The organism is Winogradskya consettensis (genome assembly GCF_018332715.1).
GTDB lineage: Bacteria > Actinomycetota > Actinomycetes > Mycobacteriales > Micromonosporaceae > Actinoplanes > Actinoplanes consettensis.
The window spans coordinates 1-15,604 of record NZ_BOQP01000001.1; the positions used below are offsets into that span (position 1 = coordinate 1).

Sequence of the window (15,604 nt, forward strand, 5' to 3'; positions counted from 1 at the left end):
CCTGGCTGGCCCGGTCCTGGCCGGCTCGGCCCCGGCCGGCTGGCCCGGTCCCGGCCTGGGGGTGTTCTGAGTCTTTGATTCGGTTGCGGTAGGCGGCGAGGGTGGCAAAACTCTGACTACGGGCAGGAAGTTGCGCCGAAAGCCGCGATGCGCAACATTCTGCGGCTTCAGGTGTCAAGCATGGACCAATCACGTCTGGGCGGAAGAGATATGTTTCGCTGTCAGGCACGATTGCCCAGACTTGACGAACAACGCCGCACAAAGTTGTCGTATACCAGTGCTCCGCGCAACATCTAGCCCCGCGACCGTGCGGCCGTTGGTGTTCCGACGCGGAGGGTCACGTCCGGACCGGCCGGAATGACCAGCCATGGCCCTACGTCCGGACCGAACCGCCGACGAGATCCTTGCCACCTGACTGCGAACGAGTCAGAGACTCAGGACGCTAGGTGTTGGAGGGGCCCAGCAGGGCAAAGGTGAGGTTCTCTTCCAGCCAGGCGGCGGCGCGTGGAAGTGACCAAGACAAATCGTCGGTCATCGTGAAATAAGCAGAATTTCCTAAGTAGAACCACAGCACGTCCGTCGCCGCGGCGGCGTCCAGGCCCGGCCGGAGTGCGCCCAGCTCGGCCAGTCGGTCCGCCGTGCGCGCGAGGGTGTCACGCAGGCTGGCATGTGCGACGTCGAGGCTCTCGCGGACGCCCGGCTCCCGGGGTGCGGCGGCGATCACCTGGCGCATCAGCGGTGACCACTGCTCGAACTTGGCGCGGCTGGTGTCGACGACGAAGCTGATCAGCTCGCGCGCGTCGGTGTGTGTGCTGAGGCGGGCGCGGATGGTGTCGTTCTCGCCGGATCGGACGGCGGTCTCGATCAGCTCGCGGAGCAGGCCGTTCTTGCCGCCGCCCACGGCGTAGACCGTGGCAGGGGCGACGCGGGCGGTTCGCGCTATGTCCTCGACGCGGGTGCCGAAGTAGCCCTGGGAGACGAACAGCTCGCGGGCCGCGGCCAGGATCGCGTCCCGGGTCGCGGCGGCGTATTCGGCTCGGCGGCCGGTTGCTTGGGGTGCCACGCGCCGATCTTACAGGCGGCTACTTTCAGTAGAGTACGCTCTGATCAACATACTGAGCTATGAAGAGAGTTTCCCATGAATTTCGTCCTGATCCCCGGTGCCTGGCACGGCGGCTGGTCCTGGCATCCGGTCGGGCACCGGCTGCGGGCCGCCGGGCACAATGCGCTGGCGTTGACGCTGCCCGGACTCTCGATGGGCGACGACCCGTCCGAGCTGCGGCTGACTGACGCGGTGGAGCACATCGTCGCCGAGGTCGAGCGGCGTGACCTGCGTGATGTCGTGCTGGTCGGGCACAGCTTCGCGGGCATCCCGATCACCGCGGCCGCGCACCGGCTGGCGGGGCGGCTGGCCGGGATCCGCTACTTCAGCGCGTTCATCCCGCGGCGGGGCGAGTCGATGACCGACGCGATGGGGCCCGAGATGGGGGCCTATCTGCGGGGCGCGATCGGGGCGTCGCCGCAGCGGACGATCGAGGTGGACTTCGCGTCGTTCGGGGCGCAGCTCATGCAGGGGGAGCCGGGGGCGCTCCAGCGACTCGTCTACGACCAGTTGGTGCCGCAGCCGGGTGCTTACATGCTGGATGCGATCGATGTGGACGGCGTGGAGACTCTGGGCGTACCCATCGCCTATGTCCTTGCCGAGCACGACCTGGCGCTCGCGGCACCGGGTGTCGAACTGGCCGCTCGCGTCGGGGTGGAGCCGATCATGGTGCCGGGCACGCACGAGGCCCTGCTCACCCACCCCGACGAGGTGGCGAAGGCGCTGCTCAACGCCGCTGGTTGAGCCGGCGGGTGGGCGCCGCGGCGGCCGGGTCCTCGGGCCACGGGTGCCGGGGGTAGCGGCCGCGCATCTCACCGCGTACCTGGGGATAGACGTTGATCCAGAAGGACGCCAGGTCGCTGGTGACGGCGAGCGGACGACCGGCGGGGGAGAGCAGATGCAGGCGCACGGGCACCCGGCCGTCCGCGAGCCGTGGCGCGTCCTGCCAGCCGAATGTCTCCTGCAGCTTCACCGCCAGCACCGGGGCGGCCGGGTCCGTGTAGTCGACGCGGATGTTTGAGCCGCTGGGCACGGGCAACCGCTCCGGCGCCACGTCGTTCAGCCGGCCGGCGATCGACCAGGGCAGCAGCGACCGCAGGGCCCCGGTGAGATCCAGTTTGGCCAGGTCGGCGCGGCGGCGGGCCCGGCCCAGGTCCAGCCAGTCGGTTTCGGTCAGGGCCTCGTCGGAGACGTCCGGCCAGGGCTCGCCGAGGGCCGCGTGGGCGAACGCCAGCCGTTGCCGCAGCTCGGTCGCCGGGCGTGACCAGGTGAGCAGGCCGAGTCCCTCGCGGCGCAGCCCTTCCCGGAGCGCCTCCTGCACGAGTGCGGGGTCCGGGTTGTCGATCCGCCGCTCCACCAGGGTGATCGCGCCGAGGCGTTCGGCACGGCGGGCCACCACGTCGCCGTCGATCCAGCCGATCTCGGTGACCGTACGGGCCAGGGTCGCCGCCGCTTCCACAGCCGTCGCCTCGTCGAGCGGGGCGGCTCCGCGGATGCGCGCGGTCCGTGCCCCCGGCGCACGGTCCGCGTCGGCCACCGCCAGCCAGGTCGTTCCCGCCAGCCCACTGCCGCCGTGCAGCTCCGCTTCGGTCCCGCCCGCCATGAGGTACGCCCGTGAGCCCGCCGATCGCGCCCGCGCCACCCTTTCCGGGTAGGCCAGCCCGACCACCAGGCCCGCCGCGAGATCATCGGTGAGCCCCGCCGTCCCGCCGCCGCCCGTCCCGCGACCGGAGCTCGAAGCCCCGCCGGCCTTACCTGTGCGGCCGGCGGTGTTGCGGTCCAGGGCGGCGGTCAGGCGGCGCACCTCGGACTGCCAGGCGCCGTCGCGTTCGTTGCGGGCCCGTCGCCAGGCAGCGACCACGTCGTCGGCCCGCCCCTCGCCGTCGAGCAGCGCGACGATCTCGGCGGCCCGCCGCGAGCCCACGGTGGAAGCGCCGTCGATCAGGGCCCGGGCGAGCCGCGGGTGCAGCCCGGCGTCGGCGAGCGCCCGCCCCCGCCCGGTGATCTTTCCGTCGGCGTCGGTGGCCCCGAGGTCGCGCAGCGTACCCATAGCGGCCTGCATGGCACCCGCAGGCGGCGCGTCCGGCAGCGCGAGCCCGCTGCCGTCGGGGTGCCCCCACAGCGCGAGATCCAGCGCGAACCCGGTGAGGTCCGCGGCAGCGACCTCCGGCTCGGGCTGCGCCGGCAACCGATCATGCTGGGCCTGCGACCAGCACCGATACACCCGGCCCGGCGCCTCACGCCCGGCCCGCCCGGCCCGCTGCCTGGCTCCGGCGCGGGACACCGGCACGGTCACCAGCGTGCCGAGCCCCCGGCTGTGGTCCATCCGCGGGACCCGGCTGAGCCCGGCGTCGACCACCGCGCGTACGCCCGGAACGGTCAAACTGCTCTCCGCAACCGCCGTGGCCAGCACCACGCGTCGCGACGCCCCGGCCCGGAGCGCGGCGTCCTGAGCCGACCCGGAGAGCCGCCCGTGCAACGCGACCACGTCCACGCCGAGCCCGCGCAGTTTCCCGGCGACCGTGTCGATCTCGCGCGCGCCGGGCAGGAAGGCCAGCACGTCGCCGTCGCCGTCGGCCAGCGCGCGCCGGATCGTGGCGGCGACGTGGTCGAGCAGCCGGGGGTCGACGCGCAGGCCGTGCGGGGGAGCGACGGGCGGTGCCGGCGGGCACCAGTGAACCTCCACCGGGAAGAGGACCGCCTCGGCGGAGATCACGGGTGCGTCGCCGAGGATCTCCGAGAGGCGTTCCGAGTCGGCGGTCGCGGAGGTGGCGAGCAGGCTGAGGTCGGGGCGCAGCGCCGCTCGCACCTCGATGAGGAACGCCAGGGCCAGGTCGGTGTCGAGGTGTCGTTCGTGGCACTCGTCGAGCACGACCGCGGTGGTGCCGGCGAGCTCGGGGTCGCGGTGCAGCCGCCGGACCAGGACGCCGGTGGTGACGACCTCGATGCGGGTGCGGGCGGAGACGCGGCGGTCACCGCGCACCGAATAGCCGACGAGGCCACCCACCTCCTCGCCGAGCAGGGACGACATGCGCCGGGCCGCTGCTCGGGCGGCGACCCGGCGGGGCTCGGCGACGATGACCCGCCCGGAGCCGGGATCCGCCATCGCGAGCGGGACCACCGTGGTCTTCCCGGTGCCCGGGGGTGCCACGAGCACGGCCGCGCCCGGCCCGGCGAGCGCCGCGGTCACGGCGGGCAGGACGGCCCGGATCGGCAGGTCCGGCAGGGCGTCCTGGGGGATCAGCATCAGACCAGTCTTCCGTACGCGCGGAGCGTCCTTCGCTGTCACATGCGCGGTGTATAACTCTCACGTGGAAGCGTTCAACGCCCTGCCCGCCGAGCGGCTCGAAGCTGAGCTGCTCGCCGTTTGCGCTGCTCCGGCATGGGGTGCCGCGGTTGCTGCCGACCGTCCGTACCCTTCGAAGGAAGCCCTGCTGGCCACGGCCGGCCGGATCGGCAGCGAGCTGAGCTGGCCCGAGGTCCTCCTGGGTCTGTCCGCGCATCCGCGCATCGGTGAGCGGGCCGGGGGCGACTCGAAGGAGGCAGCCTGGTCGCGCCGGGAGCAGTCGACGGCCGCGACCACCGCCGACGAGTCCACGCGGGCCGAGCTGATCGCGGCCAACCGGGCCTACGAGGAGCGCTTCGGGCACGTCTTCCTGATCTTCGCCAGCGGCCGGTCACAGGAGGAGATCCTGGCGGCCGCGCGGGAGCGGCTCGGCAACGACGAGCAGGCCGAGCGGGTCATCGTGACCGATCAGCTGCGGCGCATCGCCCTGCTGCGCCTGGAGCGGCTGGTCGACGGGCACGCGCTCTCCACGCACATCCTCGACACGGTCAGCGGCGATCCGGCCGCGGGCGTCCCGGTGCGGCTGGAGCGGCAGACCGGTGAGGGCTGGCACCCGGTCGGCGAGGGCCGCACCGACGGCGACGGGCGGTTCCGGTTCGGCGTGCCGGGCTGGGAATGGCTGGCCGGCGGCTACCGGCTCGTCTTCGCCGTCGAGGAATACCTGGGTGAGGACGCGTTCTTCCCGGAGGTCACCGTGGCGTTCCGGGTGGACGACACCGCGCGGCACTATCACGTGCCGCTGCTGCTGAGCCGGTACGGCTACACCACCTATCGAGGGAGCTGACGCGTGGCGATCGTGCTGGGACCCAACCGGTACGGCAAGGCGGAGACCCGGCTCGTGCGGGTCACCCGGGACGGCGACAGGCACGGCCTGACGGATCTCAACGTCAGCGTCGCGCTCTCCGGCGATCTGGCGGCCACCCATCTGACCGGCGACAACGCCGGGGTGCTGCCGACCGACACCATGAAGAACACGGTGTACGCCTTCGCGCGTGAGCACGGTGTCGCCACGCCCGAGGAGTTCGGGTTGCTGCTGGGCCGGCATTTCGTGTCGACGCAGCCCCAGGTCGCGCATGCCCGGATCCGGCTCGAGTCGTTCGGCTGGGAGCGCATCGGCCCCCACTCGTTCCGCCGCGCCGGTGATTTCGTCCGCACGGCGACGGTCGACGTGGCTGCCTCCGGCGAGGTCCAGGTCGTTTCCGGCATCTCCGACCTGACGCTGATGAACACCACGGATTCTGAGTTCCACGGTTTCCCGCGTGATCGCTACACGACACTGCCCGAGGCCACCGACCGCATCCTCGCCACGGTGGTCAACGCTTCCTGGCGGCACAGTTCGGAGGTAACGCCGTTTGAATCCGTGAAAGATTCCCTGGTCAACGCGTTCGTCACCACCTACAGCTATTCGCTGCAGCAGACGCTGTATGCCATGGGAAAGCGGGTGCTCGCCGACCACGACGGGATCGCCGAGATCCGGCTGACGCTGCCCAACAAGCACCACTACCTCGTCGACCTGTCGCCGTTCGACCTGGAGAACCCGGGCGAGGTTTTCATCGCGGGGGACCGGCCCTACGGGCTGATCGAGGGCACCGTGACCCGTGACGACGCACCCCCGGCTCTGGTGGAGTGGTACCTGTGATCATCATTGAGAACGCCACCGTCGCGACAGTGGATGCTGCGGGCACCGAACACAGCGACGGGCACGTCGTGGTCGGCGACGACGGCCGGATCGCGGCGGTCGGTGCAGGCTCCTATGCGGGTGAGGCCGGGGGAGCGCAGCGGGTCGACGGCTCCGGCTGCCTGATCACTCCCGGTCTGGTCAACACGCATCACCACCTCTACCAGTGGGCGACCCGCGGGCTGGCGCAGGACGACACCCTGTTCGGCTGGCTGACGACGCTCTATCCGATCTGGGGCCGCATCGACGCCGAGGTCGTGGGTGCGGCGGCCGGGGCTGCGCTGGGCTGGCTGGCGCTGTCCGGCTGCACGACCAGCATGGATCACCACTACGTCTTCCCTCGCGACGGCGGCGACGTCCTCGAAGCCGAGATCCTGGCGGCGCGCGAGATCGGGCTGCGTTTCCATCCGACCCGCGGCTCGATGGACCTCGGGCAGTCCCAGGGCGGGCTCCCGCCGGACAACGTCGTCGAGGACACCGACGAGGCGCTCGCCGCGACCGAGGCGGCCATCGACCGGTGGCACGACCCGTCGCCGGAGTCGATGCTGCGGATCGGGGTGTCCCCGTGCTCCCCGTTCTCGGTCACGCAGAAGCTCATGACCGAGGCGGCGGCGCTGGCCCGGCGCAAGGGCGTGCGGCTGCACACCCATCTCGCCGAGACCGACGACGAGGACGACTTCTGCCGGGAGAAGTTCGGGTGCACGCCCGTCGAGTACGCCGAACGGCTGGGGTGGCTCGGGGACGACGTGTGGCTGGCTCACGGCGTACACCTGGATGATGCGTCCGTGGCGAAGCTCGCCGCGACCGGGACCGGGGTGGCGCACTGCCCGAGCTCCAACGCGCGGCTCGGCGCGGGGCTGGCCCGGGTGCGTGACCTGCTCGACGCCGGGGTGCCGGTGGGGCTCGGGGTCGACGGCTCGGCGTCGCAGGAGGCCGCCCATCTGGGCGAGGAGCTGCGGCAGGCGCTGTACGTCGCCCGGCTGCGCGGGGGGCCGACGGCGATGACAGCCCGCGAGTCGCTTCGGCTCGGCACGCTGGGCGGCGCGCGGCTGCTCGGGCGCCAGGACGACATCGGCAGCATCGAGGTGGGTAAGCTTGCCGATCTCGTGCTCTGGCGCCTCGACGGGCTCGGGCACGCGGGCATCGACGACAAGGTCGCGGCGCTGGTCCTCGGCCCTGCCGCCCCCGTCGAGCTGGCTCTCGTGGCGGGCCGGCCGGTGGTGTCGCGCGGCGAGCTGGTGAACGCCGACGCTGCGGTGCTCGCTCAGCGCGCTCAACGCGTACACGAGCAGCTCTTAAGGAAGATTTAAGGAAGTCGGCCGGAGAAAATGTTATCGATTGCGCGCGGCGCGGCGACCAGCAACGCCATTTCCGGCCGTTCTTAATTCTTCTTCCGCGAGTTGAAACAAGTGCTCTGACCTCTGCATACTCCCTTTCGGAAACGCCTAGTCGTGCAGACCCGAAGGACAGTTAATGCGGAATACGCCCGCGCATGTCGCGCCCCAGGACCCGGTCAAGAAGCGCCGCCGCATCACTCGCATCACGCTGGCGTCCGCGGTGGTCGCGGCGCTCGGCGGCAGCGGCATCTACATCGCCGCGGCGAGCGCGGACGAGGTCGTCGTCCCCGGACGCGTGCAGGCCGAGGCGTTCACCGCCCAGTCCGGTGCCCAGACCGAGGGCACCGGCGACGCCGATGGCGGCAAGAACGTCGGCTGGCTGAGCAACGGCGACTGGCTCAAGTACGACAACGTGTCGATCACGAGCGCCGACCTGAGCGCCCGGATCGCCTCGCAGAACACCGAGGGCGGCTCGATCGAGCTGCACCTCGGCACCCAGACCGGCACGCTGCTCGCGACGTTCCCGGTGGCGTCGACCGGCGGCTGGCAGAAGTGGAAGACGGTCACTGCGAGAGCGGCGAGCGCGCCCACCGGCAAGCAGACCGTCTTCGCCGTGATGAAGTCCGCGTCGCGCTCCGACTTCGTGAACGTCAACTGGTTCACGTTCGGGTCCGCTGCGGCGCCGTCTCCTTCAACCTCAGCCACAACAAAGCCGTCAACATCCCCCTCGGCGTCCCCGTCCCCCTCGGCCTCAGCGGGCACCCCGAGCGGTGACGGCTGGGTGACGATGGACCAGGCGGCGTGGCAGAAGCAGCTCGCCGACTTCAACGCGCTGAAGCAGAACACCAACGTCCCCAGCAACAACGTCCGGGTGGCGGAGTTCAACGCCTCCTGCACGCTGAGCCACTCGGCCAAGGACGACGCCATCGTCTTCCCGAACATGCCGGGCGCCTCGCACATGCACACGTTCCTGGGCAACAACAGCACCGACGCCGCTACGACGCTCCAGTCGCTGATGGCCAACACCAGTTCCAGCTGCAAGCCGGCCGACGACCACTCGGCGTACTGGATCCCCCAGCTGCAGGAGGCCGACGGAACGCCGGTCGAGCTCGAGGGCGTGACCGTGTACTACGGCTCGCGGCTCAAGGACACCACCAAGACCATGCCGTTCCCGCAGGGTTTCCGCATGATCCAGGGTGACGCGAAGAAGCAGACCGACACCCCCGACGGCGCCCCCGGGCAGTTCTGGTGCGCCGGCGCAGGTGGCCAGACCGGCCGCAGCACCGACGGCAACTGGCCGGTCTGCGCGAACACGGCGAACCTCACGTTCCAGCTGACGTTCCCGGACTGCTGGGACGGCGTGCACCTGGACAGCCCCGACCACAAGTCGCACGTCGGCCCGACCGGCCCGGACGGCACCTGCGCCAGCGGAAAGTTCCCGGTCGCGATCCCGTCGCTGTCGTTCGTCATCGGCTACAAGAACCACGGCAGCACGGCCGGAATGAAGCTGTCGTCCGGCAACGCCTCGTCGATGCACGGCGACGCGTTCTTCGCTTGGGAGAACGACGCCCTGGGCAGCCGCGTCAAGAACTGCATCTGGCAGAAGGCCAAGTGCAACAGCGAGGGCGGCTTCTGACGAATCCCCCGTCAGAAGACAGGTAGGAAAGCAGTGGCCCCCGTTTCCCCGCGGGGGCCACTGCCCGTTCCGGGACCGATACGGTACGGGGGAAGTCTTCTTGGAGGGAGTCGTCACCCGTGCCCGAGATCCTGTCCCCCGAAGCTGTTGCCTTTGTGACCGACCTGAACAGGCGGTTCCGGCCACGCCGCGATGAGCTGCTCGCCGCCCGGGCCGCCCGCCGCGGCGAGATAGCCGCCGGGGGCACGCTCGACTTCCTGCCCGAGACGGCGGAGATCCGCGCCGGCGACTGGACGGTCCCCGCCGCGCCGGCCGACCTGAGCGACCGCCGCGTCGAGATCACCGGCCCGACCGAGCGCAAGATGACCATCAACGCGCTCAACTCCGGTGCGAAGGTGTGGCTGGCCGACCTCGAGGACGCCAACACCCCGCACTGGGACAACGTCGTCGGCGGTCAGCAGAACCTCTACGACGCGATCCGGCGCACGGTCTCGCTGAAGACCGAGAAGAAGACGTACGAGCTGGGCGAAGGGCCGTACCCGACGATCGTGATGCGCCCGCGCGGCTGGCACCTCGACGAGCGGCACCTGCAGGTCGACGACGCCCCGGCGGTCGGCGCGCTGGTCGACTTCGGGCTCTACTTCTTCCACAACGCCGCCGAGCTGGTCTCCCGCGGCAGCGGCCCGTACTTCTACCTGCCCAAGATGGAGTCGCATCGCGAGGCGGCCCTCTGGAACGACGTCTTCACCTACGCGCAGGAGACGCTCGGCATCCCGGTCGGCACGATCCGCGCCACCGTGCTGATCGAGACGATCCCCGCCGCGTTCGAGATGGACGAGATCCTGTGGGCCCTGCGCCCGCACATCGCCGGGCTCAACGCCGGTCGCTGGGACTACCTGTTCAGCATCATCAAGTACTTCCGCGACAACCCGGCGATGGTGCTGCCCGACCGGGCCGCGGTGACGATGACCGCGCCGTTCATGCGCGCCTACACCGAGCTGCTCGTCTCGACCTGCCACCGCCGCGGGGCGTTCGCGATGGGTGGCATGGCCGCGTTCATCCCCAGCCGCCGCGACCCGGCCGTCAACGAGGTCGCGTTCGCCAAGGTGCGCGAGGACAAGGAACGCGAGGCGGGGGACGGCTTCGACGGCTCGTGGGTCGCGCACCCCGACCTGGTCCCGCTCTGCTTCGCCGCTTTCCAGAACACCAACCAGCTCGACCGTACGCGTGCAGACGTCACCGTCACCGCGGCGCAACTGCTCGACGTGGCCTCGCTCGGCGCCGTGGTGACCGAGGCCGGCCTGCGCTCCAACGTGTCCGTGGCGCTGCAGTACCTCGAGGCGTGGCTGCGGGGCAACGGCGCGGTCGCCATCAACAACCTCATGGAGGACGCCGCCACCGCCGAGATCTCCCGGTCCCAGGTCTGGCAGTGGATCCACAACGGCGTGCTGCTCGACGACGGCACCCCGATCACCGCCGAGCTGGTCGCCCGGTTCGAGGACGAGGAGCTCCGCAAGATCGACCAGCCGGCCGGCAACCGCTTCGCCGAGGCCCGCAAACTCTTCGAACGGGTCGCGCTGGCGGACGACTTCGCCGACTTCCTGACCACCGCCGCCTACGACTCGATCGACTGACCGTGCGGCTCAGCGACGACGACTACGCGATCATCGACGATCGGCTCGCCGGTCACGACGCGTTCCTGCGCTCGCGGTACCCCGGGGAGCGCTCGGGCCGGCAGCCGGTCCACACCGTCTACGTGCCCGCCGACCGGATCACGGGGTTCCGTGACTGGGGTGCGCAGGCCATCGCCGCGCTCGACGAGCACCCGCCGGTGCCGTTCCCGGCCGCGCTCGAGGAGCGGGTGCGCGCCAAACTGACCGCCGAGCCGATCGAGGACCTGCGCGTCGACTTCGAGGACGGGTACGGCGTCCGCGACGACGAGCAGGAGGACGCCGCGGTCAAACAGGCGGCCGCGGTGCTGCTCGACGGGGTCCGGCCGCCGTTCGTGGGGATCCGGATCAAATCGCTGGAGGCGCCGACGCGGCATCGCGCACTGCGTACCCTCGACCTCTGGCTCTCGCTCTATCCCGAGCCGTTCGTGGTGACGCTGCCCAAGGTCAGCGGCCCCGAGCAGGTCGAGGCGATGGCCGAGCTCTGCGAGAAGCTCGAGACGGTGCACGGGCTGCCGACCGGGTCGCTGCGCTTCGAGATCCAGATCGAGCTCCCGTCGGCGGTGCTCGGCGCGGACGGCACGGCGACCGTGGCCCGGCTCATCACGGCGGCGGCCGGGCGGTGCACCGGGCTGCACTACGGCACGTACGACTACAGCGCGGCGGCCGGCGTCGCCGCGGCGCACCAGGCCATGGACCACCCCGTGGCCGACTACGCCAAGGCGGTCATCCAGGCGGCGGCGGCAGGGACCGGCGTACGCCTCTCCGACGGCTCCACCAACATCCTGCCCATCGGCACCGACGTCGCGGTCCACGAGGCGTGGGCCCTGCACCACCGGCTCGTGCGCCGCTCCCTGGAACGCGGCTTCTACCAGGGCTGGGACCTGCACCCGGCCCAGCTACCGACCCGTTTCGCGGCGACCTACGCGTTCTTCGCCGACGGCATGGACGCCGCGGTGCTGCGCCTGCGCCGCTACCTCGACCGCCAGTCCGGCGGCATCCTCGACGAACCGGCCACGGCCCGCGCGCTGGCGGGATATCTTCTACGTGGCCTCGATTGCGGCGCGTTGTCCACGGGCGCGGTGGGCTTCAGCCGCTCGGAGCTGGTCACGCTCGCGTCGACCTATTAACTCCTGCTGTTGCCGGGCCGGCTTCGCTTGACGTAGCCGCCCGGCAACGCAGGGGCATTAGGCTCACCCTCATGGTCGATCTCGTGGTGCGGTCCCGCCGCGCCGTCACCCCCGACGGCGAACGTCCGGCCGCCGTCTCGGTCCGGGCCGGAAAAATCACTGCCATTGATCCGTACGATGCTGAGCTCACCGCCGTCGACGACGTGGACCTCGGGAACGTGGCGCTGCTGCCCGGCCTCGTCGACACCCACGTGCACGTCAACGAGCCCGGGCGCACGGAATGGGAAGGGTTCGCCAGCGCGACCCGGGCGGCAGCCGCGGGCGGGGTCACCGCCATCGTGGACATGCCGCTGAACAGCCTGCCGCCCACCGTCACCGCCGAAGCCCTCGAGATCAAACAGAAGGCGGCCTCCGGGCAGATCCACGTCGACGTCGGATTCTGGGGCGGAGCGATCCCGGGCAACGCCGGCGACCTCCCGGCCCTGCACGCCGCCGGGGTGTACGGCTTCAAGGCGTTCCTCGCCGACTCCGGTGTCCCCGAGTTTCCGCCGCTGGACGCGGACCAGCTCGCCGAGGCGCTCGCCGCCGTGGACGCGCAGTTCGTGATCCATGCCGAGGATCCCGGTCACCTTCGGGAAGCGGTCAGCTCCCCGGCGTACGGTCAATTTCTGGATTCTCGCCCACCGGAAGCGGAACATGCGGCCGTGGCCACGGCAATCGCGGCAGCCCGGGAGGCCGGAGCGCGCGTCCACATCCTGCACCTGTCCGCCGCGACCGCGTTGCCGTTGATCGTCGCGGCGAAGGCCGAAGGCCTGCGGGTGACCGCCGAGACCTGCCCGCACTACCTGACCCTCGACGCGGCGGAGATCCCCGAGGGCGCCACCGAGTTCAAATGCTGCCCGCCGATCCGCGACTCGGCCAACCGCGACCAGCTCTGGGCCGCGCTCGCCGACGGCGTGATCACCTGCGTGGTCAGCGACCACTCGCCGTGCACCCCCGACCTGAAACGCCAGGACAGCGGCGACTTCGCGGCCGCCTGGGGTGGCATCGCCTCGGTCCAGCTGGGCCTGCCGGTGATCTGGACAGCCGCCCGCACCCGCGGCCACAGCCTCGCCGACGTCGTCGACTGGATGGCCCGGCGCCCCGCCGACCTCGTCGGACTCACCACCAAGGGAAGGCTCGCCGTCGGCGCCGACGCCGACCTTGTCGCGTTCGACCCGGACGACACCTTCACGGTCGATCCGGCGGCACTGCACCACCGCAACCCCGTCACCCCGTACGCCGGGAAGACCCTCACCGGAGTGGTCCGCACCACCTGGCTGCGCGGTCGGACGGTCACCGGAGAGGCCCCGCAGGGTCGCTTCCTCAGCCGGAAGGACTCCTGATGGAAGAATTCACGCTCCTGCCCGACCTCGCGTCGCGCACCTTCGGCGGCGGGATCGTCCACGCCAACGACGAGTTCTTCGCCGCCGCCGACCATCTCGTCGAGCCCGCGTCCCCGGTCTTCGCGCCCCGCACGTTCGGGCAGAAGGGCCAGGTCTACGACGGCTGGGAGACCCGACGCCGTCGTGAACCCGGCTACGACACGGTGATCGTGCGGCTCGGCGCGCCCGGCGTGGTGCACGGGATCGACATCGACACGGCGTTCTTCACCGGCAACTACCCGCCGTACGCGTCTGTCGAGGGCGCTGCGCTGGACGGCTACCCTGACGCCGCCCAGCTTCTCGAGGCTGACTGGTCGCCGCTCGTGCCGCGCTCGGCGCTGTCCGGTGACAGCCAGAATCTCTTTCCCGTCGACTCGCGGCAGCGGTTCACCCACGTGCGCCTCAACATCTACCCCGACGGCGGGGTGGCGCGGCTGCGCGTGCACGGCGAGGTCGTCCCCGACCCCCGCCTGCTCCCCGCGATCTTCGACGTCGCCGCCGCCGAACACGGCGCCCGCATCGCCAGCTGCAGCAACATGTTCTACGGCCACCCCCAAAATATGATCAACCCGGGTCTCGCCCGCTCCATGGGCGACGGCTGGGAAACCTCCCGCCGCCGCGACGACGGCAACGACTGGGTCCTGGTCCAACTCGCCGCCCCCGCCATCATCGAACTCGCCGAACTCGACACCAGCCACTTCAAGGGCAACGCCCCCGGCAGCGCCACCCTCCGCGGCATCGACGGCCGCGTAGGCCTCCTCGACGACCCCGACGACTGGTTCGACCTCCTCCCCCAGATCCGCCTCAGCCCCGACACCCGCCACCGCTTCCCCATCCCCGTCGTCCCCGTCGCCACCCACGTCCGCCTCGACATCTACCCCGACGGCGGCATGGCCCGCCTCCGCCTCCACGCCCGCCCCGACGCCGCCGTCCTCCGAGCCCGCTTCGAAGCCACCACATGACGACCCCGCCCACCCACTCTCCCCGGGCCGTTCTTCCCGGGCCGTTCTTCCCGGGCCGTTCTTCCCGGGCCGTTCTTCCCGGGCTGTTCTCCCCGGGCTGTTCTCCCCGGGCCGTTCTCCCCGGGCTGTTCTCCCCGGGCTGTTCTCCTTGGGCTGTTCTCTCTTGGACGTTCTACTCAGGTCGTTCTGCTCAGGTCGTTCTTCCCGGGCCGTTCTTTGGGCCGTTGTCTTCAGGTCGTTGTCTCCGGGTCGTTTTTCGTGGGTCGTTCATCGCGGGTCGCTCACTCCAGGTCGTTCTTCCCGGGTTGGTCCCTGGGCCGTCCATCCCGGGCGTTGTTCCTGGGTTGTTCTCCCGTCGGTCGTTCTTCGCGGGTCGCTGTTTCCGGGTCGATCACCCCGGGCCGTCACCCTGGGCTCGTCTCTCTCGGCCGTTCTTTCCGGCCCGTTTCGAGTCAGCTCAGTGATGGGGCCCGCTTGATGATCGGATCCGCCGCAGCGAACTCCGGTAATCACCTCAGGGCGGTCTCGTGATCGCGTCCGCCCGGTTGGGTCTCCGTGCCAGCTTCGCGGTCGTCTCGTGATCGCGGCCGCCCGGTTGGGCCTTTGTGCCAGCTTCGCGGTCGTCTCGTGATCGCGGCCGCCCGGTTGGGCCTTTGTGCCAGCTTCGCGGTCGTCTCGTGATCGCGGCCGCCCGGTTGGGCCTTTGTGCCAGCTTCGCGGTCGTCTCGTGATCGCGGCCGCCCGGTTGGGTCTCCGTGCCCGCTTCGGGGCCGCCTCGTGATCACGACCGCCCGGCTGGAATTCCGGCAGATGACTGCCGGAGACCTCGACGACATGGCGGCGCTGCTCGGCTCGCCGGAGGTCATGCACTACTACCCCCGGCCCCGAACCCGCGCCGAAGCTCAGCACTGGATCGACTGGAACCTCGGCCTCTACGCCGAGCACGGCTTCGGACTGTGGATCCTGTCGCTACGCGCGACCGGTGAGTTCGTGGGGGACTGCGGCCTGACCTACCAGCAGGTGGACGGCGTCACCGAACTGGAGGTCGGCTATCACGTGCGAGCCGACCTGCAGGGCCTCGGTCTCGCCACAGAAGCCGCCTCGGCCGTCCGGGACCACGCGCGCGACATCCTTCACGCCCCCCGCCTCATAGCGATCATCGACCCGGCCAACATCCCCTCCCAGCGAGTCGCCACGAAGATCGGCCTCGAGCTAGAAAAACGCTCCACAACAGATCAGCTCATCTTCGCGACCTCCTACACCTGAGCTGCCATTAAGCCGTGCCCCTCATCACCTGAGCTGCCGTCCCAACGTGTGAC

General features: G+C 70.7%; 12 protein-coding genes. 10 read left to right on the forward strand and 2 right to left on the reverse strand.

From position 1 onward, the window contains the following. Positions 1-442: 442 nt before the first annotated feature. Entirely contained in the window at positions 443-1,063 is a 621-nt protein-coding gene (locus Aco04nite_RS00005) for a TetR/AcrR family transcriptional regulator (protein ID WP_212995130.1), read from the reverse strand. Positions 1,064-1,138: 75 nt separating this feature from the next. Between Aco04nite_RS00005 and Aco04nite_RS00010 the strand changes: the two genes are divergently transcribed. Then, positions 1,139-1,846, forward strand: a complete 708-nt coding sequence (locus tag Aco04nite_RS00010) for an alpha/beta hydrolase (RefSeq protein WP_212995131.1) — start codon at positions 1,139-1,141, stop codon at positions 1,844-1,846. On the opposite strand, the gene hrpB is transcribed toward Aco04nite_RS00010, so the two are convergent. Next, entirely contained in the window at positions 1,830-4,349 is a 2,520-nt protein-coding gene (gene hrpB / locus Aco04nite_RS00015; protein WP_438874885.1) for an ATP-dependent helicase HrpB, read from the reverse strand. The two genes, Aco04nite_RS00010 and hrpB, sit on opposite strands and share 17 nt — an antisense overlap. Before the next feature lie 64 nt (positions 4,350-4,413). Here hrpB and uraD point away from each other — a divergent pair, with 64 nt between their 5' ends. From uraD to Aco04nite_RS00060, 9 genes are all read left to right on the forward strand, one after another. Continuing rightward, complete coding sequence (gene uraD, locus Aco04nite_RS00020) at positions 4,414-5,232, forward strand: 2-oxo-4-hydroxy-4-carboxy-5-ureidoimidazoline decarboxylase (protein ID WP_212995132.1); 819 nt, start codon at positions 4,414-4,416, stop codon at positions 5,230-5,232. A gap of 3 nt (positions 5,233-5,235) precedes the next feature. Continuing rightward, positions 5,236-6,087: a factor-independent urate hydroxylase gene (gene pucL, locus Aco04nite_RS00025; RefSeq protein ID WP_212995133.1), complete on the forward strand. Its 852-nt coding sequence runs from the start codon at positions 5,236-5,238 to the stop codon at positions 6,085-6,087. Beyond that, positions 6,084-7,436, forward strand: coding sequence for an 8-oxoguanine deaminase (locus Aco04nite_RS00030; RefSeq protein WP_212995134.1), 1,353 nt, complete (start codon positions 6,084-6,086; stop codon positions 7,434-7,436). Before pucL ends, Aco04nite_RS00030 begins: the two co-directional genes overlap by 4 nt. A gap of 163 nt (positions 7,437-7,599) precedes the next feature. Continuing rightward, positions 7,600-9,099: a DUF1996 domain-containing protein gene (locus tag Aco04nite_RS00035; protein ID WP_212995135.1), complete on the forward strand. Its 1,500-nt coding sequence runs from the start codon at positions 7,600-7,602 to the stop codon at positions 9,097-9,099. A gap of 119 nt (positions 9,100-9,218) precedes the next feature. Further along, complete coding sequence (aceB, locus tag Aco04nite_RS00040; RefSeq protein ID WP_212995136.1) at positions 9,219-10,733, forward strand: malate synthase A; 1,515 nt, start codon at positions 9,219-9,221, stop codon at positions 10,731-10,733. Between the two features lie 2 nt (positions 10,734-10,735). Further along, entirely contained in the window at positions 10,736-11,899 is a 1,164-nt protein-coding gene (locus Aco04nite_RS00045; protein ID WP_212995137.1) for a DUF6986 family protein, read from the forward strand. 71 nt (positions 11,900-11,970) lie between these two features. Further along, positions 11,971-13,284, forward strand: a complete 1,314-nt coding sequence (gene allB, locus Aco04nite_RS00050; protein WP_212995138.1) for an allantoinase AllB — start codon at positions 11,971-11,973, stop codon at positions 13,282-13,284. After that, on the forward strand, positions 13,284-14,285 hold the full coding sequence (gene alc, locus Aco04nite_RS00055; protein WP_212995139.1) for an allantoicase: 1,002 nt from the start codon (positions 13,284-13,286) through the stop codon (positions 14,283-14,285). The genes allB and alc overlap by 1 nt, the downstream gene beginning before the upstream one ends. 777 nt (positions 14,286-15,062) lie before the next feature. Further along, positions 15,063-15,551: a GNAT family N-acetyltransferase gene (locus Aco04nite_RS00060; protein WP_212995140.1), complete on the forward strand. Its 489-nt coding sequence runs from the start codon at positions 15,063-15,065 to the stop codon at positions 15,549-15,551. Positions 15,552-15,604: the final 53 nt, after the last annotated feature.

Excerpts from the sequence above, each read along its gene's own strand:
- Aco04nite_RS00035 (WP_212995135.1), top strand. The coding sequence starts at position 7,600 with ATGCGGAATACGCCCGCGCATGTCGCGCCCCAGGACCCGGTCAAGAAG.
- allB (WP_212995138.1), top strand. The coding sequence starts at position 11,971 with ATGGTCGATCTCGTGGTGCGGTCCCGCCGCGCCGTCACCCCCGACGGC.
- alc (WP_212995139.1), top strand. The coding sequence starts at position 13,284 with ATGGAAGAATTCACGCTCCTGCCCGACCTCGCGTCGCGCACCTTCGGC.
- Aco04nite_RS00010 (WP_212995131.1), top strand. The coding sequence starts at position 1,139 with ATGAATTTCGTCCTGATCCCCGGTGCCTGGCACGGCGGCTGGTCCTGG.
- hrpB (WP_438874885.1), bottom strand. The coding sequence starts at position 4,349 with ATGCTGATCCCCCAGGACGCCCTGCCGGACCTGCCGATCCGGGCCGTC.